Source organism: Exiguobacterium sp. PvP048, assembly GCF_040549175.1.
Lineage (GTDB): Bacteria > Bacillota > Bacilli > Exiguobacteriales > Exiguobacteriaceae > Exiguobacterium_A > Exiguobacterium_A artemiae.
Map to the genome: position 1 here is coordinate 593974 of NZ_JBEPSU010000002.1, position 24790 is coordinate 618763.

The window sequence follows — 24790 nt, forward strand, 5'->3', positions numbered from 1 at the left end:
GAAGCCGTATCTTCCTGAATCGCGATAAAATAAAAGGCCGCATCCAGGTGATGCGGTCTTTTTTGTGAAAAATTACATCCGGGTCAGCTGTGTGTATTAATTAAAATATCGTCACAGCCGAGTAAACCAGTAAGGCAGACATCGTGAATCGGAAAAGGCGGTCATACCGCGTGAAGAAGCGGCTGAACAGGGAGCCGAAAGCCGACCATAATAAAAGAGCCGCCCATCCCAACAGAATCGTATACCCCAGATACTCCATCGTTTGCACAGCCGAACCGCTGTGCGGCAGAATGAAGGTCGACAGGACCGTCAGAAAAAATAAGATGCTTTTGACGTTGATCATCTGAAAAACAAAACCGGATAAAAACGTTGCCTGCACATCAATCGTTTTACCGCTGGTCGGTTTCGGAAAACCGATTTTCCACGCAAGATACAGTAAGTACGCTACACCCGCCAGCTGCAAATACGGTTCCAGCATCGGCAACAATTGATCCAAACCTGCTGTGAACCCGGCACTCAGCAGTCCGAGAAAGGCGAAACCGGTCAGAATGCCGCCGTTGAATTTCCACGCGCCGACGAATCCGAAATGACGTGCTTCGTTCATCATGAGCAGGTTGCTCGGACCGGGGGTGATGGAAGTGATGATGACATATGACAAAAATGCTGCTACGTTCATGAAAATTCTCCTTTGATCGCTATCGCTCTATTTTTCATTATTGTATGATGAACCTATAGATTAATAAAATTGAAATAAAAAATGGAACCATCATTTATTTCGATGGATGAACGAAAGGAGTGTTTAATTGAATGGAAATCAGGCATCTTGCCACATTTTTGAAAATCATTGAGACCGGCAGTTACACGGCAGCAGCTGCTGAGCTGGGGTACACGCAGTCGACGATTACCTCCCATATGCAAACTCTGGAACAAAGTGTCGGGGGCGAAGTGTTCACGTACTTCAATCGGAAATTACAGCTGACCGCTTTAGGAAAAGAGCTGATTCCGTTAGCGGAAGACCTGCTTGCGACTCATGACAAGATTAAAAACATGCAAAAAACGGACGGATTGTGCGGAACGTTGCGCGTAGCCGCTCCGGAATCCTTGACGATCTCCCGCCTCGGTCCCGTCATCAAACGATTTTCGCAACACCATCCCGATGTCAAACTGATTTTGACGAACGGGACGTGCGGCGAAAACCAGGAGGAACTTTTGAATGGACGGGTCGACGTGGCCATGATGCTGTTTCCTGCCATGGCAGTCGAAAAATGTCTCCATCATGTTTTGACCGAAGAAAAAATCGTGATGGTCGGTGCCCCGGACGCACCTGAACATTTTAAGGACATCCAAAAAAAGCAATCGGACCATGTGTATATCACCAATGAACAAGGATGCAGTTACCGGACGATGTTTGAGCAACACCTGACCAAACAAAATCTGCTTTCTTTTCAGACGATGGAGTTATGGAGTATCGGTGCCATCAAGAAAATGGTCATGAGCGGTCTTGGATTCGCCGTGTTACCGTATATCACGGTCCAAGAGGAACTGGAGAACGGCAGTCTGAAAATCATCAAGCAAGACGAGGCGTTCGAACCAATTTATTCGCATATCCTGATCAAGAAAAAGAAATGGGTCTCACCCATCGCCCATGCGTTTATGGAAGCGGTCATCGATGCGATTCCGAAACAAGTTGATTGGACGGCTGATGTCGAGGCGAACTCGTTCAAAGAATAAGGGCATTTGGATGAAGGGAAAAAGCTTGGTCATCTAAGCTTTTTTTAGGTGTCGCTATAAAAAGGGAGTCGTGCAGTGGACTCCATCATGTCGAAACAGCGGGGGACTCGTCGTCTTGGATTGCATCGAGATGCAGGACCGGATGATAGAGGCGATTGATTTGTATAATCAGGCGAAAGGGATTCAGCAGTAAATAGCGTATTCAAATAAATACAAAAATCACATTTCTGAAAGATGCGAGTGATCTCTAAGCGTATGGGATAAAGAGGTGAAGAACGTCATACAATCAAACACCCGACGCCAACTGTACCGATGGCGTCGGGTGTTTTTTGGAATAACGAATTGAGTACGTCTAGAAAACCCCAGATTTCTCATTATCTACAAGATGAATTAAGACGTTGTCTTTTCCTTGACCGGGACCCACACTTCGCTATAGACGTTCAGAGAATCGTCTTCGTGATTCGTGAATGAGATACTTGGTAAATCGACGAGTTCATAGCCTGAAGTGGGTAGCCACTCTGCATAGGTTTTTGCCATCGTCTCTTGAAGCGTTTGTGGAAACGGTCCGGTGTTTGGAAAAACGGCCCATAGACTGTCCTCAATCGTAATTTGCTCTAAATCTCCGTAAGGATTTTGGATACTCGTCGCAAAACCAATCATATGAGTCAAACTTCCTTGTTCCTCTAGATAACCTTCATCAAAATCAAACGAGACATTCAAGGCGGTTTCCGGATATAGATCGGCTAATTGGTGCATTTCTTGGCGTTGCTGTGGCGTAATCGATTGAGCTAACTCCACAATGGAGTGATTGACGCCCTCGAATTGAATCGGAACACGTTTGGAGACGCCGACGACATGAAACTGACTTTTTCGCTCAATTTTAAACTCCATGGAAACTCCTCCTTTAATATCAATATAAAAAGTAAAACGGGGAAAAGATTTTTGAATTTTATTTTTAATGACTTCTGAAGGTAAGAAACCAGACCACTCACGAAAGGCACGTGAGAATCCTTCAATCGATTGATAGCCGTATTCGTAAGCGACTTCGGTAACCGAATGCTGATTGACGAGATTGATATTCGCCTGCGAAAGACGTCTGTTTCTGATATATTCGTTTAGTGTCATGCCGGACATATACGAAAACATTCGTCTGAAATGATATTCGGAAACTCCAGTAATTCGGACAATGTCCGTTCCTGAAAGTTCTTCGGTCAGATGGCGTTCAATATGGTCCATGAGTTGGTTCAGTTCTTTTAACACCGTCATTCCTCCTTTCTTGATATCAGTGTAGAGGATTCAAAATAAACGAACTTGACGATTTTTGGACGGATGATGTCGGATGGTGATTGAATCGAACAGTAAAGAAAAGAATTCATTCATTATCAAGATATATGAGACCAGTGAATTAAAGCGGATATAAGTGGTGATCTCGTCGTTCAATAACGAGGATCTGATCAGCGGTTTCTACCGGCACATCGTCAAACTCATCATAGTTTCGCTGTTCATATGAACGGATCTGATAATGCTCCAATCCATCGATGGTTTGCAGATAGTCCGGCAATCTTTCGGTCGGTTCCGTTAAAGTTGGATTGGTAAACGGAAAATTATCGTCGTTTGGATTGTGTGTATGAATGTAGACGGCGTCCAATCCTGCATCTAGCCGGGACAGTTCAATCCAAAGTTGATACGGTTGTCCCCACTCCTTGAGTGCGGCATCGAGCTCATTCATCAGCTGAAACAGTGCCCGGACATGTGCTTTTCGAATTTTGAGATGATCATTTCCACGTCCATAAAAATCAAGGTGGACATGCCAAAAATCAAACCAGCTGTCAGAACTGAAATCTAAGGCATGGGCCGAGATGTGTTGTTCGGCCTGAAGTTGTCGAAAGTAGCGGCGTTTGCCACGGAATTTTTTCATGGGATAGGTGTCTCCTTGCAGGGAATGATGTTCTATTCATTATACAGGAGTCATCATCACACAAAATAAATAAAAACAATAAAGAAATTTTATTTCAAAATGTTTACGCTTTCAAATAAAACATTGTTTCTGAATGTCGGGCTTGTTATACTAACGGGGAACACGGGGAAGTAGCAATCATGCAGGGGTCAAAACAAAAGGGGAGCTGAGCATATGGGACAGAAACTCAACTGGACGGCGACACTCGGATTGACGACGGCGCTACTTGCCGCGTCACTGCCGATGCAACCGGTCGCGGCCGAAACGACACCATCCGTTACACAACGGGTTGACGCACAACTGGAACAGATGACGCTTGAACAAAAGGTTGGTCAAATGATCATGCCGGATTTCCGGTTATGGAACGGGGTTAATCATACGCAACTGGCACCGGAAGTCGGACGAATCATCGACCGGTTTGATTTAGGTGGTGTCATCCTGTTTGCAGAAAATGTCAGCGAGACGGAACAGACGACGAAACTGGTCCATGATTTGCAGAAAGTCGTCGAGCAGGATCCGAGCAACGATATCCCGTTGTTCGTGACGATTGACCAGGAAGGCGGCATCGTCACACGACTCGGTACGGGGACCAATTTACCAGGCAACATGGCACTCGGGGCGACCCGTAGTCCGGCTTATGCAGAAGCGGCAGGGGGAATTATCGGCTCCGAACTGCATGCACTCGGCATCAACGTCAACTTTGGTCCGGTCCTGGACGTCAACAACAATCCGGGTAATCCCGTCATCGGGGTCCGCTCGTTCTCAAGTGATCCGAACCTGGTTGGGGAACTGGGCTCGGCCATGACGCAAGGCATTCAGCAGCAAGGAGTCGCTGCGACGGCGAAACACTTCCCGGGACACGGGGATACGGCAGTCGACTCGCATTACGGCTTACCGGTCGTCGACAAATCGCTGGCTGAACTGAAACAGCTGGAACTGATTCCGTTTAAACGGGCAATTGACGAAGGAATCGACATGGTCATGACGGGACACATCGGGATGCCGCAGATTGAGGATGAGGTCGTCGAGTCAAAACAAGGAACGTTCCCGCTACCGGCGACGTTGTCGGATGACGTCATTACCGGTGTCTTACGGGAAGAGCTCGGCTATCAGGGACTTGTTGTCACTGATGCGTTGAACATGCAGGCGATTGCCGACAACTTTACGGAGTCGGAAGCCGTCATCAAGACTTTTAAAGCCGGTGTCGATATCGCGTTGATGCCGACGATTTTAAGATCTGCGAACGACGTGACGAAAATGGAGTCGATTTTTGACGACGTGATCGAAGCCGTCGAAAGCGGTGACTTAAAAGAAGCGGACATCGATCGTTCCGTCGAGCGGATTCTGACGCTCAAAGCGACACGCGGCATCTGGAAGGAAACAATTGATCCGGTGACGCTTGAGGAACAACTGGTCGAGGCGAAGGCTGTCGTCGGCAGTCCCGAACATAAGGCGCTTGAGCGGCAGATGACGGAAGCGGCAGTCACGCTCGTCAGAAATGATCGCAAGACATTACCTTTCAAGCCGAAAAAAGGGCAGACCGTCCTCGTCCTGTCACCGACAAAAGATCAGACGGACAGTATGGTCAAGACGATCCGGTCGCTTGAGAAAAATGCCGGGAACCTGAAGCGGGTGAACGTGCTGACGGAAAATTACGGAGTCTCGACACCGCATCTCAATCAAAATCCGGCACTTCAGGAGAAAATCAATCAAACCGATTATCTGATTGTTGGCTCGAACGTCAACAACAGTGCGAAGCTCGGAGCATCTTCCGCGGATCATTATGTGCCGGCGGAAGTCTTCCGTCAGGCTAACCGAACAGGAAAGAAATCCGTCCTGCTCAGTCTGCGGAATCCGTATGATGTCGCCGTACAACCGGACGCTGATGCCCAACTGCTCGTTTACGGCTTCAAAGGGGATCCGAACGGACCGGATTCGGAAGCGGGAAACACAAAATCAGCCGGACCGAATTTACCGGCAGGAATCCGCGCCATTTTTGGTGAATTCGTACCACAAGGGAAATTACCGGTCGATGTGCCAAAGTTTAAGGACGGTACGTTCCAAACCGATTTGTAACGGGAGTTCGGGGACGGATTCCGCAATTGGAATAAGTAACAGGCTCGTTTGAGGGAGTCCAATCGACGCGGTTGGGCTTTCCCTATTGACTTCTTTTGCAATTTTATTTCTATTTAATAAATTTATTTATGAATTAATGTTTCGTTGTGCTCAGGATAAAAAGGAGCTGTGGAGAGAGGATGAAAATCATGTTAGAGAAATTGGCGACAGAACGCCGGAATCAGCGAACGATGGAGCTTGACGATATGACGGTCGAGGAGATCTTGACGGTGATGAACGAGGAGGATCAGTCGGTTGCCGGTGTGATTCGACAGGAAATCCCGGTCATCAAACAGGTCGTCGCACAAGTCATTCAATCATTTCAAGCGGGCGGACGGCTGATTTACATCGGAGCCGGCACGAGCGGTCGCCTCGGTGTGCTCGACGCGGCAGAATGTGTGCCGACGTTTGGTGTCTCGCCAAAGATGGTCGTCGGTTTGATTGCCGGAGGCGAACGGGCGCTCATCAAGGCCGTTGAAGGGGCGGAAGACAGTAAAACGCTGGCCGTCGAAGATTTACAGGCGCTCAAAGTAAACGCAAACGATACTGTCATCGGCATCGCGGCGAGCGGCCGGACCCCTTACGTCATCGGCGGTCTCGATTACGCCCGTAAAATCGGCGCAGCGACGGCGGCATTGTCCTGCAACAAAGAAGCCATCATCAGCCAGCACGCCGATCTCCGGATGGAAGTCGAGACCGGTCCGGAAGTCTTGACCGGTTCGACCCGGCTCAAAGCCGGAACGGCACAAAAGCTCGTCCTGAACATGATTTCGACGGCAGCGATGATCGGCGTCGGGAAAGTCTATCAAAACCTGATGGTCGATGTCCAATCGACGAATGAAAAGCTTGAAGTCCGGGCCAAACGGATGATCGTGGAAGCGACAGGGGTCGATCTTGAGACGGCCGCGCGTTATTTCACATCAGCGAATGGTCACGTTAAGACGGCGATCGTCATGATTTTAGCGGACGTTTCGTATCCTGAGGCAGTCGAACGATTACAACGTGCGCACGGATTCGTCCGTGACGCGCTCTAAGGGGGATTCAGATGAAGAAGGAAGAAGTGTTGGCGGAAGGGATACTCGAACACGTCGGCGGAAAAGATAATCTCCGCCAGCTGGCCCACTGTATGACACGCGTCCGGTTGGCGCTGAAAGATCCGACAAAAGCGGATATCCAGGCACTCAAACAACTGGACGGCGTCATGGGTGTCATCGATGACGAGACACTGCAAATCGTCGTCGGACCGGGGACGGTCAACCGGGTCGCGGATCATTTGAGCCGGAAAACGGGGCTTGCCATCGGGGAAGAGTCGGTCGATGAGAACCTGACGTTTGAGGAACGGGCCGCCATCGAACGGCAAAAAGTGAAGGATAAACAGAAGTCACCGTTCAAACGCTTTTTACGCCGCTTAGGAAATATCTTCATCCCGCTCATTCCGGGACTGGTCGCGTCAGGAATCATCAACGGAGCAGCGAACTTTGCGAAAAACGCCGGGGTTGATGCGACGGAAACGTGGATGCAGATTTTATTACTGATTGGCAGCACCGTCTTTGCCTACTTAGCGATTCTCGTCGGATGGAATACGGCGAAGGAATTCGGCGGCACGCCGGTCCTTGGCGCGATTGCCGGAGGGATTTTATTTAATCCGTTGCTTGTTGATATAATTATCTACGGCGAACCGCTTGTCGTCGGGCGGGGTGGCTTGTTTGGGGTCATCTTTGCCGCCTGGTTGATGACATATCTCGAAAAACACATCCGCCGGTTCATGCCGGTCTCGATTGATATCATCTTTACCCCACTCTTGACGGTCCTGATCGTCGGATTTACAGCACTTTATGCCATCATGCCGGTCGCCGGTGTCCTGTCTGACGGGATCATGAAAGCAATCAACGTGATTCTCGAAGTCGGCGGACCACTCGCCGGTGCCGTCCTCGCCGGATTCTTCCTGCCGCTCGTCATGGTCGGACTGCATCACGGTTTGACACCGATTCATCTCGAACTGCTCAACACCGTCGGCAATACGGCCCTCTTGCCGATCCTTGCGATGGCGGGAGCCGGACAAGTCGGTGCCGCACTGGCGATTTTTGTCAAGACACGCAATCAACGATTGCGCAACATCATCAAGGGTGCGATTCCGGTCGGTTTCCTCGGAATCGGCGAACCGTTGTTGTACGGGGTCACGTTACCGCTCGGTCGTCCCTTCCTGACAGCCTGTATGGGAGCGGCAGTCGGCGGGGCCTTCCAGGCGACGATGAAGACAGCAGCGCTTGGCGTCGGCGTGTCCGGTCTGTCGTTGACACCGTTGATTGATAACGGGATGTACCTGACGTATATCGGCGGGCTTGTCATCTCGTACGTCTTCGGATTCCTGTTTACCTTCTGGTTTGGATTCAAGGAAGAAATGGCAGACGGAATTTAACGTCGGCACAAGAACCGCACACAACAAAAAGATGGAAGATCACGTCATCGTGATGTTCCATCTTTTTTTGACGCGTTGCCGGCATCAGTCAGTCAAAACCTGATTGATGTTCGTTTCCGACTTCAACTGGTGTTGAAGCAACTGTTTGACGTCCTGTTCCTGTGTGATGGTACGGAGAGTTTGACCGTACCACTGGTCGAGTTGATCCCGTGTGACGGTATACGTGTAGTCCGGGAACGTAAAGGTGATCCGGTCGACATTATCGACGAGGACAAACAGATACGTGGCATTGAACAGAACCGTTTCTTTGACTTCCTGTTCGATGTTTTCTGTCTCGATGTCCTTGTAAGTCAAATGAATGCCGTATGGTGTTTGCTTCGTTTGCAGGGCAATCTGCCGTAATTCCTGGTGGTGGGCCAATTCCTTGACGATATTCGTGACGGCACTGTTGTTGCCGACCACTGAATGCTTATAGTGGAACAAATCCGTTTTCGAATCAGCATGCTGGCTATAGACGTTCCATACCAGCACGAGACATGCGACGGACAGGAACGGGATGAAGATACGTTTCATTTTATTTTCCCCCTTATGTAATACACATTCATGGTATCATAGTTCAGGTGGAATCTCCTAAAAAATGTGAATTTTAAACATTAGTGTCATTTTTTTCGTGTTAACTAATCAAAAAGGAGTGATTCAGATGAAAGGACTGGCCGTTTATTTGAGTGAAGCACTGACGGATGAGGTGAAAGCGAACATCGGACAGATGCGGTCACTCGGCTTTAACTCGATCTTTACGTCGTTACATATCCCGGAAGATGATCCGGCGCTCTATACAGAGCGGCTGCGAACTTTAGGCGAATTGGCGCGAGACCTCGAAATGGAGCTTGTCGCGGATATCGCCCCGACGTCGCTTGCTGCGCTCGGCAAGACATGGGAGGATGCTGGAACGTTAACCGGGTGGGGCGTGACCGGACTACGGATTGATTACGGAGTGACGCCGAAACAGGTCGCGAATTTGTCAAAACAGATGATGATCGCCTTGAACGCCAGTACAGTAACAGCGGAAGAACTCGACGCGATGAAAGCAGAGGGGCTGGTACTTGAGCACGTCGAAGCTTGGCATAACTTTTACCCGCGACCGGAAACCGGGCTCGGCCGGAACTGGTTCGATGACAAAAACCGTTGGCTCCATGAACAGGGAATCCGTGTTCAGGCCTTCATCCCGGGTGACGGGCAACTGCGTGGTCCGCTTTACGAAACGTTACCGACGCTCGAGGATCACCGCGGACAATCACCGTTTGCCTGTTATCTGGAGCTTGTAGCATCCGTCGACCGGATTCTCGTTGGGGACCCGGGCTTGTCGGAAAGCTCGATGCGTCAGTTTGCCGCCTATCAGGAGGGAATTATTGTTCTCCGGGCAACGGGACAAGGCGAAGATCCGATGTTAGAAACCATCCAGACAAACCGGATGGATCCGGCACGCGATGTCATCCGTTCGGTCGAGTCACGTGCCTACGGCCGACCGGGCGATGGACTTCTCGAACCTACAACTCTAGCCGACCGACCTGTTGGATCGATTACGATCGATAATCTGCGCTACGGCCGGTATGCGGGGGAGCTGCAGATCACAAAACGGGATCTTGCGGCAGACGAACGGGTCAATGTCATCGGACGCGTTATTGAAGCCGATCGACCGTTGTTGCAACAGATCGGTCCCGGCGGACGGTTTCGGGTGGAGTGGGTGAAAACAAAGGGGGACACGGAATGAAAAAGATTATGCTGATCGGCTCCGGCGGATCGGGTAAATCGACGCTTGCGAGACAACTCGGTCAACGGCTCGGCATCCGTGTCCATCATTTGGACAGTTTATCAAAATTAGGCGAGAACACTTCCACTTCTAAACGAAGTGAAAGTGGGAGATGAATCGCCAGCCTACTTTTCGGGTATATTCCCTTTGAAGGAGGTGAAACATGGTGTTGAAGCACAAGGCCTACACATTCAGAATCTACCCCACGAAAGAGCAGAAAATCCTGATTGCGAAGACGATCGGATGTTCGCGCTTCGTCTTCAACCACTTCCTGGCGAAGTGGGAGGAAACGTACAAGACTACTGGAAAAGGACTGTCCTACGGTTCTTGTTCCAAAGAACTTCCTTTGTTGAAGCAGGAGTTCGACTGGTTGAAGGAAGTTGATAGCACTTCTGTTCAAACGAGCGTGAAGCATCTTGCCGATGCGTTTGACCGCTTCTTCAAGAAGCAGAACGAACGCCCTCGATTCAAGTCGAAGCGGAACCCCGTCCAATCGTATAAGACCAATATTCAAGGGAAATCTCAACTTCCCGAAGCCTCTATCATCGGGAACAAGTTAAAACTTCCGAAGCTGAAATGGGTTCGTTTCGCCTATTCGAAAAAGGTCACAGGCCGTATCTTGAACGCAACCATCCGGCGAAACGCTTCAGGAAAATACTTCGTCTCCCTGCTCGTCGAGCAGGAGATTAACGAGCTGCCGAAGACCGGTTCATCCGTAGGTGTCGACGTCGGACTCAAGAACTTCGCCATCCTGTCGGACGGCACGATGTACAAGAACGACCGTTACTTCCGTTCGCTTGAGAAGAAACTGGCACGTGAACAGCGTAAGCTCTCCCGCCGTCAACGAATCGCCCTGGCCAAGAAAGTGAAGCTTTCCGAGTCGAGGAACTACCAGAAGCAGAAGCGGAAGGTTGCGCGTATCCACGAGAAGATCGCCAACAAGCGCACTGACTTCCTGCACAAGGTATCGACCGAGATCGTCAAAAACCACGACGTCATCGGCATCGAAACCTTGCAAGTGAAGAACATGCAGAAGAACCGCAAGTGGAGCAAGGCTATCTCTGACGTCAGCTGGTCGGAGTTCTTCCGCATGCTCGAATACAAGGCGGACTGGTATGGGAAAACCGTCGTGAAGGTCGGAAAGACCTTCGCATCGAGTCAACTGTGCTCGAGTTGCGGTCATCAACACCAAGACGTGAAACATCTAGGCTTGCGAGAATGGACATGTCCGAATTGCGGGATTCACCACGACCGTGATGTGAACGCAGGACTAAATCTCAAACAAGAAGCCGAGCGTATCTTAGCTTCTTCAACCGTCGGGACGACGGGGTTAGCCTGATCAATTTTCGACCGTCAGGTCGGATCACTCAGGAATCCTTCACCTCTAAGCGAAGCGTAGGTAGTTCAATGTGGCGGGCGGACTGGCAGGTGGTACCACGCGCAGAACAACAAAAGATCCAAACGGACTTGATTAGCCAGGACGACTGGATCATCGACGGGAATTATGGCGGGACGATGGATATTCGGTTGAACGCAGCGGATACGATCATCTTTCTTGATCTGCCGCGAACGACCTGTGTCTACCGGATTCTGAAACGGTCAATCCGGTACCGGCATCAGGCACGACCGGATATGGCGTCCGGGTGTCCGGAAAAAATCGATGTTGCTTTTTTGAAATGGGTGTGGCGTTATCCGGATGAACAGCGGCCGGGCATTCAAGCAAGACTCGCACAAGTAGCAGCAACAAAGACGATTGTCGTGTTAAAGTCACGGAAAGAAGTCCGGCGGTTCATCGAAAAGATCGTCTGATCGAAAAATAGACAAAGCAAACGACTCCCGGACGTCCGGGAGTCGTTTTTTAATAGTGCCGATCATTTGGAGTCCCAGGCCGACAGATTCAAATCAAACACAATGCCGGCAGCGGCGTCCTGTTCATTTAAAAACAAAAATTGATAGTTTCCGGCATCAAGAAACTGTTTTTCCTGATGGGGCGTCAATGCTGACTTTAAAAACAACCGTTGCTTAATGACTATCGTCCTGTTTGAAATAGAAGTAAAATCGACCGTCACGTGTGCGGGCTGTTTGCGTTTCACATACGGACTGAGAACATCCTGATTTACATTGGCGGCAAAGCTGAACGTCGGCGGATGTGCCGTCTGTTTAAATCTTTCCAACAATGCCTTCGATAGTTTCAGTTTCATCTGCAAATCGATGGTCTGGTCGTCTTTTACATGAATATGCAGCGGTGTCCGCTTAAACTGATCGCCGTTTAGAGCGGCCGGATAATCGCCGATGGACGAATAACGCGGCTTCGGCAGTTTTTGAGATGCTGTATCGACCGAAATGGTGTTGGGATTAAACCAAACAGCGGCGCCGATCGTCAAGAAACAACTGATCAGCCAAAACCAAGGTGTTTTTTTCAAATGAGTTCAATCCTTTACGTAATTAAATCTGCTGTTTTCGTCAACGGCAAGCGTTCTGGTCCAGTGTTCCTGAATCACCTGCAGTACAAATGCCGGGTCATCCCAGTGCGCGATGTGGGATGTCGAAGGAACGGAGATGAAGGTTCCACCGGTTTTCTCCTGCCACAGGGCGATTGCTTCTTGACGGAACGGTTCATCGGAAACGGGTAACGTCGCGCGGAGCAACACGAGGTTGCCACCCGGAACGTCATCGAGGAAATCGAGAATCTCATCTTGATACATCGCCGTCAAAATGGCACGGGCCGTCTTCGCGCGGGCATGCCAGTAGTACCGGCCGTCCTGCATCCGGACAAAATCCTTACCGGCCAAATCAAGCAGTGGCGATCGGCGCATGTTGGGTCCATAGACGGCAACGTCGCGGAACTCTTCCCACGTCGCAACAGACTCTTCGAAATCGGTGTCGTAAAACGCGGATTCCTGCTCGAGTGGGGTACCGCGTAATCGTTTGCTCTGATATCCGCCGTCAATTAAAATCGAGCCGAGAACCCGGTCCGGCTGTTCCTTCTGATAAAAGAGGGCGATGAAGCTGCCCCAAGAGTGGGACAGAAAATAAAAATCCTGGATACCGATCTGGTCAAACAGCTGATTCAGCCAATCGGAAAAGCGGGCGAATTGATAGTCGCGTTCGTCCGGGAACGGCTCGGTTTTTCCGTGACCCGGCGCATCAATCGAAACGATCCGGTACGTATCTTGTAAGGCGTCCGCCAGTTCGATGAAGCTGAGGCTTGTTCCGCCGAGGCCATGCAGGCAGAAAATGACCGGCCGGTCCGGTTCACCCCACTCTGTAATCTGTGTCGAAATGCCGCCGCATGCAATGATATATCGTTTCATCTGTCTGCCTCCGTTTCATAATAGGTATTTACTTACTTTTTAACCAGTATTATACATCAATTATTGTATACTGAAACTAGCAAATGGATTGAAATGAGATGGAGGAGATAGACGATGAAAATTACAGCAGCGACACTTTGGACGAATGATGTCAAACCGATGCAGGACTTTTACACGGGGACACTCGGTTTTCCGCTCATCGAGGAGACAGCGAGCGCGTTTACGTTGAAAATCGGGAAGAGTCAGCTTCGATTCGAGCTCGACACGACACAGCAACCGAAACAATATCACTTTGCCTTTAACGTGCCGGGGGATGCCTTCCGACTGGCGAAGGATTGGTTGCAACGTCGTGTCCCGTTATTGATCGAGGACGGCGAAGACGAAATCTTTTTTGAAAACATCAATGCTCATTCCGTCTATTTTTATGATACGGACGAAAATGTCGTCGAATTGATTGCCCGCCATGATGTCAATCCGGACAAGTCGCTTGAAAAGTTTACCGTGAGCGATATTCTCGATATTGGTGAGATGAACGTCACGACACCGGATGTCGCCAGTGTCGGTGCACAATTCGCCGAACTTGGTGTCTTTCACCGGTACCATCAGCCGATCAACGTCGACTTCCTGAATTTCCTCGGCGCGCCGGAAGACGGCACCCATCTGTTGCTCGGACGAGAAGACCGGACGTGGTTGTTCTCACCGAAACCGGCCATTACCAGCCCGCTTGTGCTTGAACTGGACGGGAATTTGCACGTCCGACTTGATGCAGACGGGATGTTGCACCACGAAAAATAAACCCGTCCTGTGACGGGTTAAGGGTCAGGCGATGAGTTGTAAAATCCCGAACGTCGTCAAGACGACATAAGAGACCGAGACAAAAATCAAGACGGGCTGAAAGAGCGAGTCTTTGGATTGACGGGTAATCCCTTCGACGAAACAGCTGAGGAGGAAGACAAAGATCGCCAGGCCGATATACATCAGGACAATCGTCAGGATACTTTGGATGATGCCGAACGTGAAGAGGGAAAACACGGTAAAGAACAGATAACCGAATCCTGCCAGGAGGATGAGACCAAGCAGGATCCCGAGCGCCGGATGAAGCCGGTTGACACGCGCCGTCCAGTTCGGAATGCGTGGGCTGAGTAACGTCCAAGCCGTATGTAATGACAGACAAATCGAGATGAACAACATCAGGAAAAAGAGTGCCTGCAGGAGGGGCGACAGTTGATCGGTCCAGAACGGAACGATTAAAAAGACGACCGGGAAGCAGAGGCTCAAAAGATGTTTTTTCAAGTGAATCACTTCTTTCGTAAGAGTAGGAACTTTCATTAACAATATCTTCCTTATCCGTACCGTATCATACGTGAAGATAAGAGGGAAGGAGCACGGATGACACATTTTTGGAAAGTGGACGGCAAGTGGCGGATCGGGCGGATTGTCTTACTTGCGATATTGTTGGTGTTGATTTCATGTTTTTTGTATACCTATCATCAGAAAATCCTGCGGCAGTTGTACTTGGAAGACAGATTAGAACAGCAGTACGGGCTGAAAAAAGACGAGTATCAGATATTCGGTCAATTTACAAAGTTTGGTTATGGATATAGTGTATTTCTAAAAGATGAACCGCGAACATCCTATTTGTTTAGTGTCAGAGATAAAGACGGGAACTACTTTGCAGTATACTTAGGACATAATTTTTTAGATCCATCCGAAGAATTTATTGATTTCCGAGAACCAAAACATCCCGAGTTTGAACAATTCAGAGATGATCCGTAAGCGAGTGAGATGTTACAAAATACACTCAATCTTAAATCAGGAGGAATCCACATGTGGCAAGATTATCAATGGCTCAACCAACCAACTGAAATTGACAACCAACAACAATTAAAATTTACAACAAATGGCGATACCGACTTCTGGCGCAACACGTATTACGGATTCAACCGGATGACGGGGCATGCCTTGTTAACACCGATTCCAGCACCGGCTTTTTCCTGCCGAATCGAAGTGAAGCTGTATCCGCAAAAAACATATGATCAGGCAGGCATCCTACTTTATTTAAACGAGGACAACTGGCTAAAAGTTTCAGCGGAATTCATTCCGGACGGGAAATCGCATCTCGGAGCCGTCGTCACCTCATTCGGTTATTCCGATTGGTCATCGCGTGATATCGATAATACGGTCTTTGATCAGCCGCTGATATTTGAACTCGTCTGCAATCAACAGGACGTTGAACTTTACTTCGTCGATGGTGAGACGAAGGAGCAGTTACGGATTGCTCATCTGCATGCGGACGGAGACTGGAAAGTCGGTCCATACGCCTGCAGTCCGAATCTCGAAGGTCAGGGATGTGACGTCGAAGTATTGGCGTTTGACTATCGCGAAGTATAAATGAAATCAGATTACTTAAGCACTCATATCGTCTTATGAATGCTTTATTTATGAAGGGAGGAAAAATGAAGTGGCCATGATCTTCAGTATCTTTATAGTATGCTGCCTATTTTACGGCATTGTCGGTCGATTCATGTATCTCATCCATCAGTTAAATCGTCCAATAGATGGCTTCATTTGTTGGTATGAAACGACAATCCGTCAACTGATTCATGGACGGATCGTCTTTAAGCAAGGGCGGATCAACTACCTTCTGTTTGCGGGGTATCTTTTAATTATTCTCTATGCGACTGTTCTTTTGTTAGAGAATCTGCACAGAGGTGGTAGTGTTTCGCTGAAAGGAATTGCCTTAATCGTTTTGGCACTTATTTTTCTTCTCACAATCAGTCCTTTAATTGTAAAAGATGAATCTTCAAACGAGGAAAATCAGGTTGGTCTAAATCGAGACAAAAAAACGTTTTGGAATTTTTTAAAAAGTCGTTTCTGTTTCTTCGTCGATCAGGTCTTGTTTTTCATTCTCATGCCATTCATATTCAGCACGGGTGTCTTGACTACTGTGATACCTTTCCTCCAATGGAATGAATTGTGGTTGACTGGTGGTTTAGTCGGTTGGTTCTTCTTTTTATCCTTGTCGTCGCATACAACTCTATTTGAATGGTGTTACTACCGGAAAGACTTTAAAAATCGGTTTTCAAGTGAAACTAGAAAGAGGCAGATTGCTCAAAAAAAGGTATGTTTTCATATCATTCTTCTAGTCGGTAGTGTATTCAATTTCTCACTGGCGATAGAGGGATTAGCTGACATAAGTAGGTGGATTGGTGGAATCATTTCGTTTTACTATTTGCCTGGGTGGTTTTTCGAATTTGTTGAAACGTCATATATGCAATACAAAAATGATTCGACTTCACCATAAAACACAGGGAAATCAACGCTTTCACGGATTATCCATTGACAATTCTTAGCACGGACTCTTACAATTGAAAATGATTATCAATACGAATGGGAGTCCTGTCCACTATGAACGTATCACGCCGTAAGAAATCCATCATTCAAGCTGTTTCCATCCTCTCGATTACGACACTGCTGTTCGGTTGTTCAAATCCGAACGAAGATGCTGACAATAAATCAAATCAAGATACATTAACGATGGCCTGGCCGCGTGACATCGGCGAGATGAATCCGCATGTCTACAACCCGTCGCAACTGTTCGCTCAGTCGATGGTCTACGAACCGCTTGTCCATTACGCAGAAGGCGGAAAGCTCGAGCCGTTCCTCGCGAAATCATGGGACATCTCAAAAGACGGAAAAACATATACCTTTAAACTGCGTGACGATGTCAAGTTCTCGGACGGCTCGACGTTTGATGCGACAATCGTCAAAAAGAACTTTGACGCCGTCCTCAAAAACAAAGCCTTACATAGCTGGCTTGGCTTTATCTCAAAAATCGACAAGACGGAAGCCGTCGACAAGCAGACGTTCCGGATGACGTTGTCGGAAGCATACTATCCGACGATTCAGGAATTGGCGGTCGTCCGTCCGGTTCGTTTCCTCGGCGAAGCCGGCTTCCCGAAAAACGGCGATACGTCAAAAGGCGTCGAACAGGAAGTCGGAACCGGTCCGTGGGTGCTCGACGAGTACAAAGCGGATCAATACGCGACGTTTAAGGTCAACAAAAACTACTGGGGACCAAAGCCGAAAGTCAAAAAAATCAAGGTCGATATCATTCCCGATGCTGAAAGCCGCGTTCTCGCCTTTGAAAAAGGGGACATCGATTTGATTTTCGGCGAAGGGGCAATCAGTGTCGACGCTTACAATCAGCTGAAAGAAACGAAATCCTACAAGACGACGATGTCGGAACCGGTCGCGACGCGTCTGTTGATCATGAACACGAAGAAAAAACAGCTGGCAGACGAACGCGTCCGTCAAGCCCTGCAATACGGCTTTGATAAGAAGACACTTGTTGAAGGGATCACGTCCGGTCTCGAAGCGCCGGCTGACTTCATCCTGCCGCCGAACCTGCCGTACACATCGAACCTGAACGTTGAAAAACGGGACTTTGATGTCGAAAAGGCTAAAACGTTGCTGGACGAAGCCGGCTGGAAACTGCCGAACGGCAAAAAGGTCCGTGAAAAAGACGGACAACCGTTACAGATTGAAATGATGTATGATGCTGCGGAACTTGTTCAAAAAGCGATGGCGGAGACGTTACAATCAGAGTGGGCGAGCATCGGTGTCGATTTGAAAATCGTTGGTGTCGAGCTGCCGGATCAAGTCCAGCGCTTCAAAGACAACAAATTCGATATCAACATGTACAGTAACTTTGGCGCACCGTATGATCCGCATACATTCGTTAACATCATCGGGACGGACGGATTCGGTTTTAAAGAAGCGATTTCCGCTTATCCGAACAAGGATCAACTGTTACAGGAAATGAAAGATGTCCTTAAAACGACGGATGAAACGAAACGTCAGAAGATGTATGCCGAGATTCTGCCGTCGCTCCAGGATCAGGGAGCTCTCGTTCCAATCTCGTATTTGAAAAAGATGGCGATTTATCAAAACGGGGTCACGAACTTTAAATTTGCCGCGAACCGGGATGAAAACCCGTTCGCTCAAATCGGCATCAAGTAAAAGGAGGTGAACGGAATGGGCGTCTATATTCTGAAACGGGTCGGGTCGGTCATTCCGATCCTGCTCCTCGCTATTTTATTACTGACGGTGATGATTCATTTGTCACCGGTTGATCCGGCGGAAGCGTATCTGTCGGCCGCCCACATCCAACCGACGGAAGAGGTGCTCGCACAAAAGCGGGCAGAGTTCGGACTCGATCAGTCGTTTTTGACCCAGTACGTGACGACCGTCGTCCGGCTGGCCAGTTTTGATTTCGGAACATCGTACGTTTCCGGGAAACCGGTCCTCGACGAAGTGTTGCTTCGTTTGCCGGCGACCGTCCAGCTGGCGCTGTCGAGTCTGTTGCTCGCAATTTTCGTCAGTATCCCGCTCGGCTTTCTCGCGGGAGTTCGAAAGAATGGTTTTTTTGACCATTTGAGCCGGGGGATCGCCTTCATCGGGGCGTCGATTCCATCATTTTGGCTCGGCTACCTGCTGATTTTCTTTTTTTCCGTCCAGCTTGATTTATTACCGGTCGGCGGGATCGGCAGTCCGAGTCACGTCATCTTGCCGGCAATCACGCTGGCGTTGCCGCTGATTGCGCTGTATACGCGGCTGTTACGGACGAGCGTCATCGAGACGATGCGCGAACCGTACGTCCTGTTTGCCCGGACACGCGGTATCCGGGAAACGATCATTTTAGGAAAACACGTCTTGCGGGTCGCGATTCCGCCGATGTTGACCGGACTCGGGATGAACCTCGGGAAGCTGTTGACGGGGACGATCATCGTCGAGACGGTCTTCTCGTGGCCGGGATTCGGCCGTTATTTTATTGAAGCCATCTTTGACCGCGACATGCCGATCATTCAAGGCTACGTCTTCCTCGCGGCCTTGCTGTTTATCGGTAGCAGTCTGCTCGTTGATTTATTGCAACTGGCAATCGATCCACGGATTGCCCGGAAAGGAGGGAACAGACGATGAATGTTCCGCTTGGACGACCCCGTCTGCTGGACCGCCTGTCGAATCAACGGCTGATTTTGATCGGCTGTTCCGTATTTTTAGGGCTGTTGTTTCTCGCGGCTCTGGCTGCCCCGTGGCTTGCCCCGCATGATCCGTATCTCGTCAATCTGGCGGTCAAACTGCAGGAGCCGTCCTGGACGTATCCGCTCGGAACCGATCATCTCGGACGCTGTACGTTGTCGCGTCTGTTGTACGGTGCCCGGGTATCGCTTGGATTCGCCGTCCTGATTTTTGCCTCGTCGCTGTTGATCGGTTTATTGATCGGGACGCTTGCCGGCTACATCGGCGGCTGGGTCGACCAACTGCTGATGCGGTTTTGTGACGGCGTGATGGCATTTCCGAGTCTGATTCTCGTCCTCGGTCTCGTCGGGATTTTCGGACCGGGACTGAAACAAGTCATCGTCGCCTTAATGCTCGTCCAGTGGGTCTACTACGCCCGGATGTTCCGCGGGTTGATCATGACGCTGAAGGAAAAAAACTTCATTGCCGCAGCACGAGTCAACGGCTCCTCGCACTGGAAAATCTTCCGGACGCATCTGTTGCCGAACATCCTGCCGCCGCTCCTTGTCATCGGGACACTCGAGATGGGCTGGGCAATCATGGACATCTCGGCGATGTCGTTCCTCGGTCTGGGTGTTCAGTCACCGGGAGCCGAATGGGGAGCGATGATTCACGAAGGTAAATCATACATCCGGACGAATCCGGAACTGATGATTTATCCCGGTCTGCTGATCATGCTCGTCATTGCGAGCTTTAATCTGCTCGGGGAATCATTATCGGAACGGTTCGGAGTGACCAAACAAACGAAATGAAAGGAGAGACTCGGATGAAACCTGTATTATCCGTCGAACACTTGACGATCGAAACGACGAACGGTCAGCCGCTCGTCCGTGATATTTCTTTTTCACTGGCAGCCGGACAAATCGTCGGTCTGGTCGGGGAGAGCGGTTGCGGTAAGACGGTGACGAGTCTGGCTCTCCTCCGTCTGCTCGACGAAAAGGCCATCCGTCAGTCCGGACGGATTGTACTGGAAGGGACGGACGTGATGACATTGTCCGACCGCACGCTCCGGCGTGTCCGCGGCGGGCAGATTGCTTTCATCATGCAAAATCCCATGAGTGCCTTCACACCGGTCTATACGATTGGTCATCAATTGATGGAAACGATCCGGACACACGACCGGTGCAGTAAACGCGAAGCGAAGGAGCGGGCAATTGAAGCGCTGCTTGAAGTCAATCTTGAACAGCCGGACCGGATTCTGAAAGCCTATCCGTTTGAACTCAGCGGCGGCATGCTGCAGCGGGTCATGATCGCACTCGCGGTCTGTCTGCGTCCGCATGTCCTGATTGCCGACGAACCAACTACGGCGCTTGACGTCTACAATCAAAAACTGGTCCTGTATTATCTCGAGAAGGTCCGGGCGACCTATGATACAGCGATTCTCTTGATCTCCCACGACTTGAGTGTCATTGCCGAGATGGCGGACCATGTCCTCGTCATGCGGGACGGGGAAATCGTCGAACAGGCCGATGTCTTTGATCTGTTCGACCGGCCGCAACATCCGTATACACGCCGGTTGCTAGAACAGCACGGTCTTCAGGCGGGAGGAATGAACGCATGAGTCTTCTGCAGATCAAACATGTCTCGCACCGGTACGGCAATCAGCGGTTTTTGTCGCGGCAGCCGGAGCAGACCGTCTTACAGGACGTCTCGCTGACACTTGAAGCCGGGACGTGCCTCGGTCTACTCGGCCGGAGCGGCGCCGGTAAAAGTACGCTCGGACGGATTCTGCTCGGACTTGAGCGGCCGAAAGAGGGACAGGTGCTGTTTGAAGGACAGGATATCTATCAGAATCTGTCATCGCGGCAGGACATCCAGGTCGTCTTTCAGGATTCATTTGCGGCCGTCAATCCGAAGCTGAGTGCGGGACAGATCATCGCCGAACCGTTGGCGAATTTTTTACGGTTGACGCCGGAGGCACTCAAGCAACGGCTCATCACTTTGCTGGAACAGGTCGGACTGGCGGAAGCGGATTTGACGAAATATCCCCATCAGTTCAGCGGCGGTCAGTTGCAACGGATCTGTATCGCCCGGGCGATCGCGACGAATCCGAAGCTGATCATTCTCGATGAAGCCGTCAGCAGTCTCGACATGGTCAATAAAGCGCTGATTCTCGATCTATTGCGAAATTTAAAAGCAACGCTTGGTCTTGCCTATGTCTTCATCACCCATGATGTCCAGGCGGCGCAAGCGTTGAGCGATCGGTTCATGATTCTCGATCATGGTCAGCTGGTCGGTGATTATCCGACGCTCCGGTCGTTCTCGGAAGCGACGGACGAGCACGTTCAGGCAATCCGTCAGGCCGTTCTTGCCGTCCATCCGCGTCACCGGACGATTCGAAAGTAAGACCTCTTTACATCGGTAAGGAGGTCTTACTATTTTTAATTATAAGGTAAATAATGGATTAAAGTGGTATCGTTAACAAAAATGGAGGAGGAGCGATGAGGATGAATAAACATTATTTATTGGGAACACTTGCGGTTGCGGTCGGAATTTTCATGTTGTTTGTCATTAAAATTTTTGAGAGATACATGTATTTAACATTGGAGGCTTCGCATGAGCCTAGTTTGACTTATTATCCGATGGCCTTTTTTGTAATGGCTGCTTTATTTTACATTGCTGGCTGGTGGAAACAGGATTTAAAAAAGCAACAGGAAACTGTCGGTCAACCGGTTAAATCTTCTTGAACGTCAACCATTCGGTCCAAACGGATTGAATGGTTTTTCTTTTATTCTGATTGTAAAGGAAACTTGACACCTGAATGCAGTTTACCTATTATTGGAAGTAAGGGGTGACTGGGATGAAGAACAGCGTCAAGACATTACGGGAAGCCCGTCAGTGGTCGCAAGGGCAGCTTGCAGAAGCCCTTGGGGTATCAAGACAGACGGTCATTTCCATCGAAAAAGAACGCTATAATCCGTCGCTTGAATTGGCTTTTTCAATCGCTGCGTTGTTTGATTGTCCGATTGAAGCGATTTTTGTGCCCGATTCAAAGAAAAAAGGAGAAGATGCCTGATGAAACACATGCCGATGATTAATCGTTTACTGTTCGCTATTCTACTTGTCTACGGTACCTACCTGACTCTTGTTGATGGACCGAGCCCGCACAGTATCATCCTCATCCTCGTCGGAATCAGTCAACTGGCGGTTGATTTGGTTTTCCCGGCTGCTGAAACGCATGACGAACGGCAGGAAAAAATTAAGATGAAAAGCGGTCAGATGTCATATGCGTTGAGTATCGTGTATGTGTTTGCGGTAGTCACACTCGTGCAGTGGAAAGTCGTCGATGACATCATGACAGCCTTGCTGTGTGTGCTGTTCATTCAGGTCATGACGTTCCCGGTGACGCTGTTTATGTACAGTCGACGAAGCTGAAGGTAAAACTAAAAAAGAACAGGTCGCGTCGACCTGTTCTTCAGTAGTACTCGGATAACTGTTCTCGTGATTCCTCCGTCAGGTAACCGAGCGATAAAAAGCTTTTGACGAATCGGGAAGGACCGACATTCGACTCGGGTTCGACGGTCCATGTAGCGTCCTTTACCTGCTCCAGAACTTCGATGTCAGCTGACTGCATCTTGACGAAATCGAAGTCAAGCGCAACGGTATCGGTTTCGTCCCACGGCAGTTCCTTCGAGGAGCGGGTGTCATGGATCGTCTTTAACAGCCGGTCACTCGGCGGCTCGAACTCGAATTGTAAGTATTCTCCGCCCGTATCCTTGACGGAAAGTCCGCCGCGGGCGACGATGGCCGGTAAAAAACGGCGGTGTGTAAAATGTCGAAGAATCATTGGAACGACTCCTTCCGGATTAAAAATGATTACTTTGCATCTTATGGAGCAGACGGTCGAACGACTCATGCTCGTCCATCGTAAACTGTTTGAAGTACTGTTCGTGAATGACTTCGACGACAGGAGCGGATTCCTCAACGATCGTCTCGCCTGACGGTGTCAGGACCAGTCGTTTTTCACGGTCGATTCGTTTGCGGGTGATGAGGTGAAGGTCGAATAATTTTTTTAAGGTCTGTGAGATGGCTCCGCTCGACAGTTCAAGTGTCGTCTCAAGTGATTTTTGTGTCGCACTTTGTTCCCGGTATAATGTATCGAGCATATCGAACTGCGATTTCGATAAACCCCAGTCCTTCAGGACAGCGTTGACTTCCTTCATATAGCGGTGATGCAGTTTTTGAATGGCCTGCCAATGACGGTAGGATGGAGTAGACAGGTGTGAAGTCATCAGATCCCTCTTTTCTGTCACCGAATAAACGGTAAAATAATGAAAGCCGCTGTTGATTATCAAGCGGTTTCATATATTCAAATTAACACAAAATCGGTTGATCTCCTACCACTTGCGCCTGATAAAAAAGCATCCTTCGTTTGACCCGACATAGACTGACCTAGCAATATGAGACACATATAAAACACCTTGATTAGGCTGCCAGTACACCGTATTTTTTCGGTGTCAGGTAGCCTAATTTTTCTTGGATTCGTTCTTCGTTATAGTAATTTAAGTAATTGATAACGCGCTCAGAGACCTCATGGTCTCTTAGTGAATTAAATTTAACGTACTGAAACTCCTCGGACTTTAAATTAGAGTGGAATGATTCGATAACAGCGTTGTCCCAACAGTTTCCTCTACGAGACATGCTGCTTGTTAAGTGATTCCTCTTAACGAATTCTTGAAAGGCGTATGACGTATAGACACTTCCTTGGTCCGAATGAAGAATGACCCCCTCGGGGTAGTTTCGATTCTCAAGCGCTATCTTCAACGTATCGATCACAAGAGGCGTTTGTTGATGCTCGTATAACTTATAGGCGATGATTTCGTTATTGAATAGGTCCATGATAGTTGAAAGATATTTCGTCGTGCTGCCGTATTGGATATAGGTGATATCCGTCACCCACTTCTGATTCGGTTTACTTGCTGTGAAATCACGCTTGATAAGATCCGGTGCCGTTATGATGCGGTCACCTTTAGACTTCCATCTTCGTTTCGGCTTGATCCGACATTGGAGATGGTGTTTTTGCATGATTTTCTGTACGGTATTCCGATTGGCTTTCAATTGATAGATTTGCTGTAATAATGCCTTTATTTTTCGGTGTCCATTCCGATACTTCGTCTGCTTACTTAGTTCAATGATGGCTTTTTCTAGCACCGAAGGTGCTTTCACAGATTCTTTAATCCAACGGTAATAGCTTGCTCTTGATACGTTCAAAGCACTAAGAATGGCGGTGACTGTATACTTCCTCCGAAGAAACTCTACAATTTTTAGGACTGTTTCTTTCTCAACTCTCTTTCGATCTCCATGTACTTTTTTAAGATCTCGTTTTCCATCTTCAGATGAGATATTTGTCGTTCTCTCTTGTC

The 24790-nt window shown here is 49.1% G+C and carries 30 protein-coding genes and 1 pseudogene; 21 read left to right on the forward strand and 10 right to left on the reverse strand.

All coding sequences use genetic code 11. The features are described from left to right. Positions 1-100 precede the first annotated feature (100 nt). Entirely contained in the window at positions 101-676 is a 576-nt protein-coding gene (locus ABIC15_RS07515) for a LysE family transporter (RefSeq protein WP_354020300.1), read from the reverse strand. Positions 677-807: 131 nt separating this feature from the next. On the opposite strand from ABIC15_RS07515, the gene ABIC15_RS07520 reads away from it, so the two are divergent. Together ABIC15_RS07520 and ABIC15_RS07525 are read left to right on the forward strand one after the other, a co-directional pair. Beyond that, complete coding sequence (locus tag ABIC15_RS07520; RefSeq protein WP_354020301.1) at positions 808-1731, forward strand: LysR family transcriptional regulator; 924 nt, start codon at positions 808-810, stop codon at positions 1729-1731. Between the two features lie 70 nt (positions 1732-1801). After that, positions 1802-1924, forward strand: coding sequence for a hypothetical protein (locus ABIC15_RS07525; protein ID WP_354020302.1), 123 nt, complete (start codon positions 1802-1804; stop codon positions 1922-1924). A 197-nt stretch (positions 1925-2121) separates the two neighbouring features. Here the strand turns inward: ABIC15_RS07525 and ABIC15_RS07530 are convergent, their stop codons facing one another. Together ABIC15_RS07530 and ABIC15_RS07535 are read right to left on the reverse strand one after the other, a co-directional pair. After that, a complete protein-coding gene (locus ABIC15_RS07530; protein ID WP_354020303.1) occupies positions 2122-2991 on the reverse strand; it encodes an AraC family transcriptional regulator in 870 nt (289 codons plus the stop codon). A 145-nt stretch (positions 2992-3136) separates the two neighbouring features. Further along, the gene (locus ABIC15_RS07535) at positions 3137-3649 is read right to left on the reverse strand and encodes a hypothetical protein (protein WP_114595996.1); all 513 of its coding nucleotides are present in this window, start codon (positions 3647-3649) and stop codon (positions 3137-3139) included. 213 nt (positions 3650-3862) lie between these two features. Here ABIC15_RS07535 and ABIC15_RS07540 point away from each other — a divergent pair, with 213 nt between their 5' ends. The 3 genes from ABIC15_RS07540 to ABIC15_RS07550 all read left to right on the forward strand — a co-directional run bounded on the left by ABIC15_RS07540 (position 3863) and on the right by ABIC15_RS07550 (position 8222). Continuing rightward, on the forward strand, positions 3863-5764 hold the full coding sequence (locus ABIC15_RS07540) for a glycoside hydrolase family 3 protein (RefSeq protein ID WP_354020304.1): 1902 nt from the start codon (positions 3863-3865) through the stop codon (positions 5762-5764). A gap of 179 nt (positions 5765-5943) precedes the next feature. Further along, the gene (gene murQ / locus ABIC15_RS07545; protein WP_354020305.1) at positions 5944-6837 is read left to right on the forward strand and encodes an N-acetylmuramic acid 6-phosphate etherase; all 894 of its coding nucleotides are present in this window, start codon (positions 5944-5946) and stop codon (positions 6835-6837) included. 11 nt (positions 6838-6848) lie between these two features. After that, positions 6849-8222 (forward strand): PTS transporter subunit EIIC, encoded by a 1374-nt coding sequence (locus ABIC15_RS07550; protein WP_214848637.1) that lies wholly within the window; start codon positions 6849-6851, stop codon positions 8220-8222. Positions 8223-8306: 84 nt separating this feature from the next. On the opposite strand, the gene ABIC15_RS07555 is transcribed toward ABIC15_RS07550, so the two are convergent. Continuing rightward, entirely contained in the window at positions 8307-8795 is a 489-nt protein-coding gene (locus tag ABIC15_RS07555) for a DUF4825 domain-containing protein (RefSeq protein ID WP_354020306.1), read from the reverse strand. Between the two features lie 127 nt (positions 8796-8922). Between ABIC15_RS07555 and ABIC15_RS07560 the strand changes: the two genes are divergently transcribed. From ABIC15_RS07560 to ABIC15_RS07575, 4 genes and pseudogenes are all read left to right on the forward strand, one after another. After that, positions 8923-9993, forward strand: a complete 1071-nt coding sequence (locus tag ABIC15_RS07560; protein ID WP_354020307.1) for a DUF871 domain-containing protein — start codon at positions 8923-8925, stop codon at positions 9991-9993. Beyond that, a pseudogene (locus tag ABIC15_RS07565) lies at positions 9990-10094 on the forward strand (EutP/PduV family microcompartment system protein); the annotation flags it as partial. The gene ABIC15_RS07560 and the pseudogene ABIC15_RS07565, both read left to right, overlap by 4 nt. A 104-nt stretch (positions 10095-10198) precedes the next feature. After that, the gene (gene tnpB / locus ABIC15_RS07570) at positions 10199-11371 is read left to right on the forward strand and encodes an IS200/IS605 family element RNA-guided endonuclease TnpB (protein ID WP_354020308.1); all 1173 of its coding nucleotides are present in this window, start codon (positions 10199-10201) and stop codon (positions 11369-11371) included. Positions 11372-11460: 89 nt separating this feature from the next. After that, entirely contained in the window at positions 11461-11841 is a 381-nt protein-coding gene (locus ABIC15_RS07575) for a P-loop NTPase family protein (RefSeq protein WP_354020309.1), read from the forward strand. A gap of 62 nt (positions 11842-11903) precedes the next feature. Here ABIC15_RS07575 and ABIC15_RS07580 read toward each other — a convergent pair whose 3' ends face one another. Together ABIC15_RS07580 and ABIC15_RS07585 are read right to left on the reverse strand one after the other, a co-directional pair. Then, positions 11904-12455, reverse strand: a complete 552-nt coding sequence (locus tag ABIC15_RS07580; RefSeq protein ID WP_354020310.1) for a hypothetical protein — start codon at positions 12453-12455, stop codon at positions 11904-11906. A gap of 6 nt (positions 12456-12461) precedes the next feature. Next, positions 12462-13346 carry an alpha/beta fold hydrolase gene (locus tag ABIC15_RS07585; protein WP_354020311.1) on the reverse strand — a complete coding sequence of 295 codons (885 nt, stop codon included), beginning with the start codon at positions 13344-13346 and terminating at the stop codon, positions 12462-12464. A gap of 114 nt (positions 13347-13460) precedes the next feature. On the opposite strand from ABIC15_RS07585, the gene ABIC15_RS07590 reads away from it, so the two are divergent. Then, positions 13461-14141, forward strand: coding sequence for a VOC family protein (locus tag ABIC15_RS07590; RefSeq protein ID WP_354020312.1), 681 nt, complete (start codon positions 13461-13463; stop codon positions 14139-14141). Between the two features lie 24 nt (positions 14142-14165). Here the strand turns inward: ABIC15_RS07590 and ABIC15_RS07595 are convergent, their stop codons facing one another. Then, positions 14166-14675, reverse strand: a complete 510-nt coding sequence (locus ABIC15_RS07595) for a hypothetical protein (protein WP_214765141.1) — start codon at positions 14673-14675, stop codon at positions 14166-14168. Positions 14676-14735: 60 nt separating this feature from the next. Here ABIC15_RS07595 and ABIC15_RS07600 point away from each other — a divergent pair, with 60 nt between their 5' ends. From ABIC15_RS07600 to ABIC15_RS07650, 11 genes are all read left to right on the forward strand, one after another. Beyond that, positions 14736-15122: a hypothetical protein gene (locus ABIC15_RS07600; protein ID WP_354020313.1), complete on the forward strand. Its 387-nt coding sequence runs from the start codon at positions 14736-14738 to the stop codon at positions 15120-15122. A 51-nt stretch (positions 15123-15173) separates the two neighbouring features. Continuing rightward, entirely contained in the window at positions 15174-15737 is a 564-nt protein-coding gene (locus ABIC15_RS07605) for a DUF1349 domain-containing protein (protein ID WP_354020314.1), read from the forward strand. Positions 15738-15807: 70 nt separating this feature from the next. Further along, complete coding sequence (locus ABIC15_RS07610) at positions 15808-16650, forward strand: hypothetical protein (RefSeq protein WP_354020315.1); 843 nt, start codon at positions 15808-15810, stop codon at positions 16648-16650. Positions 16651-16754: 104 nt separating this feature from the next. Further along, positions 16755-18368, forward strand: coding sequence for a nickel ABC transporter substrate-binding protein (gene nikA, locus ABIC15_RS07615; RefSeq protein WP_354020316.1), 1614 nt, complete (start codon positions 16755-16757; stop codon positions 18366-18368). Positions 18369-18383: 15 nt separating this feature from the next. After that, a complete protein-coding gene (locus ABIC15_RS07620; protein WP_214764943.1) occupies positions 18384-19328 on the forward strand; it encodes an ABC transporter permease in 945 nt (314 codons plus the stop codon). Further along, entirely contained in the window at positions 19325-20179 is an 855-nt protein-coding gene (nikC, locus tag ABIC15_RS07625) for a nickel ABC transporter permease subunit NikC (RefSeq protein WP_354020317.1), read from the forward strand. Before ABIC15_RS07620 ends, nikC begins: the two co-directional genes overlap by 4 nt. A 14-nt stretch (positions 20180-20193) precedes the next feature. Continuing rightward, positions 20194-20988, forward strand: coding sequence for an ABC transporter ATP-binding protein (locus tag ABIC15_RS07630; RefSeq protein ID WP_354020318.1), 795 nt, complete (start codon positions 20194-20196; stop codon positions 20986-20988). Beyond that, positions 20985-21773, forward strand: coding sequence for an ATP-binding cassette domain-containing protein (locus ABIC15_RS07635; protein ID WP_354020319.1), 789 nt, complete (start codon positions 20985-20987; stop codon positions 21771-21773). Before ABIC15_RS07630 ends, ABIC15_RS07635 begins: the two co-directional genes overlap by 4 nt. Before the next feature lie 101 nt (positions 21774-21874). Then, positions 21875-22114, forward strand: coding sequence for a hypothetical protein (locus ABIC15_RS07640; protein WP_354020320.1), 240 nt, complete (start codon positions 21875-21877; stop codon positions 22112-22114). Positions 22115-22227: 113 nt separating this feature from the next. Further along, a complete protein-coding gene (locus ABIC15_RS07645) occupies positions 22228-22443 on the forward strand; it encodes a helix-turn-helix transcriptional regulator (protein ID WP_354020321.1) in 216 nt (71 codons plus the stop codon). Beyond that, positions 22443-22802 carry a hypothetical protein gene (locus tag ABIC15_RS07650; protein WP_354020322.1) on the forward strand — a complete coding sequence of 120 codons (360 nt, stop codon included), beginning with the start codon at positions 22443-22445 and terminating at the stop codon, positions 22800-22802. The genes ABIC15_RS07645 and ABIC15_RS07650 overlap by 1 nt, the downstream gene beginning before the upstream one ends. Positions 22803-22842: 40 nt before the next feature. On the opposite strand, the gene ABIC15_RS07655 is transcribed toward ABIC15_RS07650, so the two are convergent. The 3 genes from ABIC15_RS07655 to ABIC15_RS07665 all read right to left on the reverse strand — a co-directional run. Further along, positions 22843-23214, reverse strand: a complete 372-nt coding sequence (locus ABIC15_RS07655; protein WP_354020323.1) for a hypothetical protein — start codon at positions 23212-23214, stop codon at positions 22843-22845. A 19-nt stretch (positions 23215-23233) separates the two neighbouring features. Then, the gene (locus tag ABIC15_RS07660) at positions 23234-23659 is read right to left on the reverse strand and encodes a MarR family winged helix-turn-helix transcriptional regulator (protein ID WP_354020324.1); all 426 of its coding nucleotides are present in this window, start codon (positions 23657-23659) and stop codon (positions 23234-23236) included. Positions 23660-23852: 193 nt separating this feature from the next. Next, positions 23853-24790, reverse strand: a 938-nt coding sequence (locus tag ABIC15_RS07665; protein WP_354020325.1) for an IS3 family transposase, incomplete at its 5' end; no start/stop codon positions are given.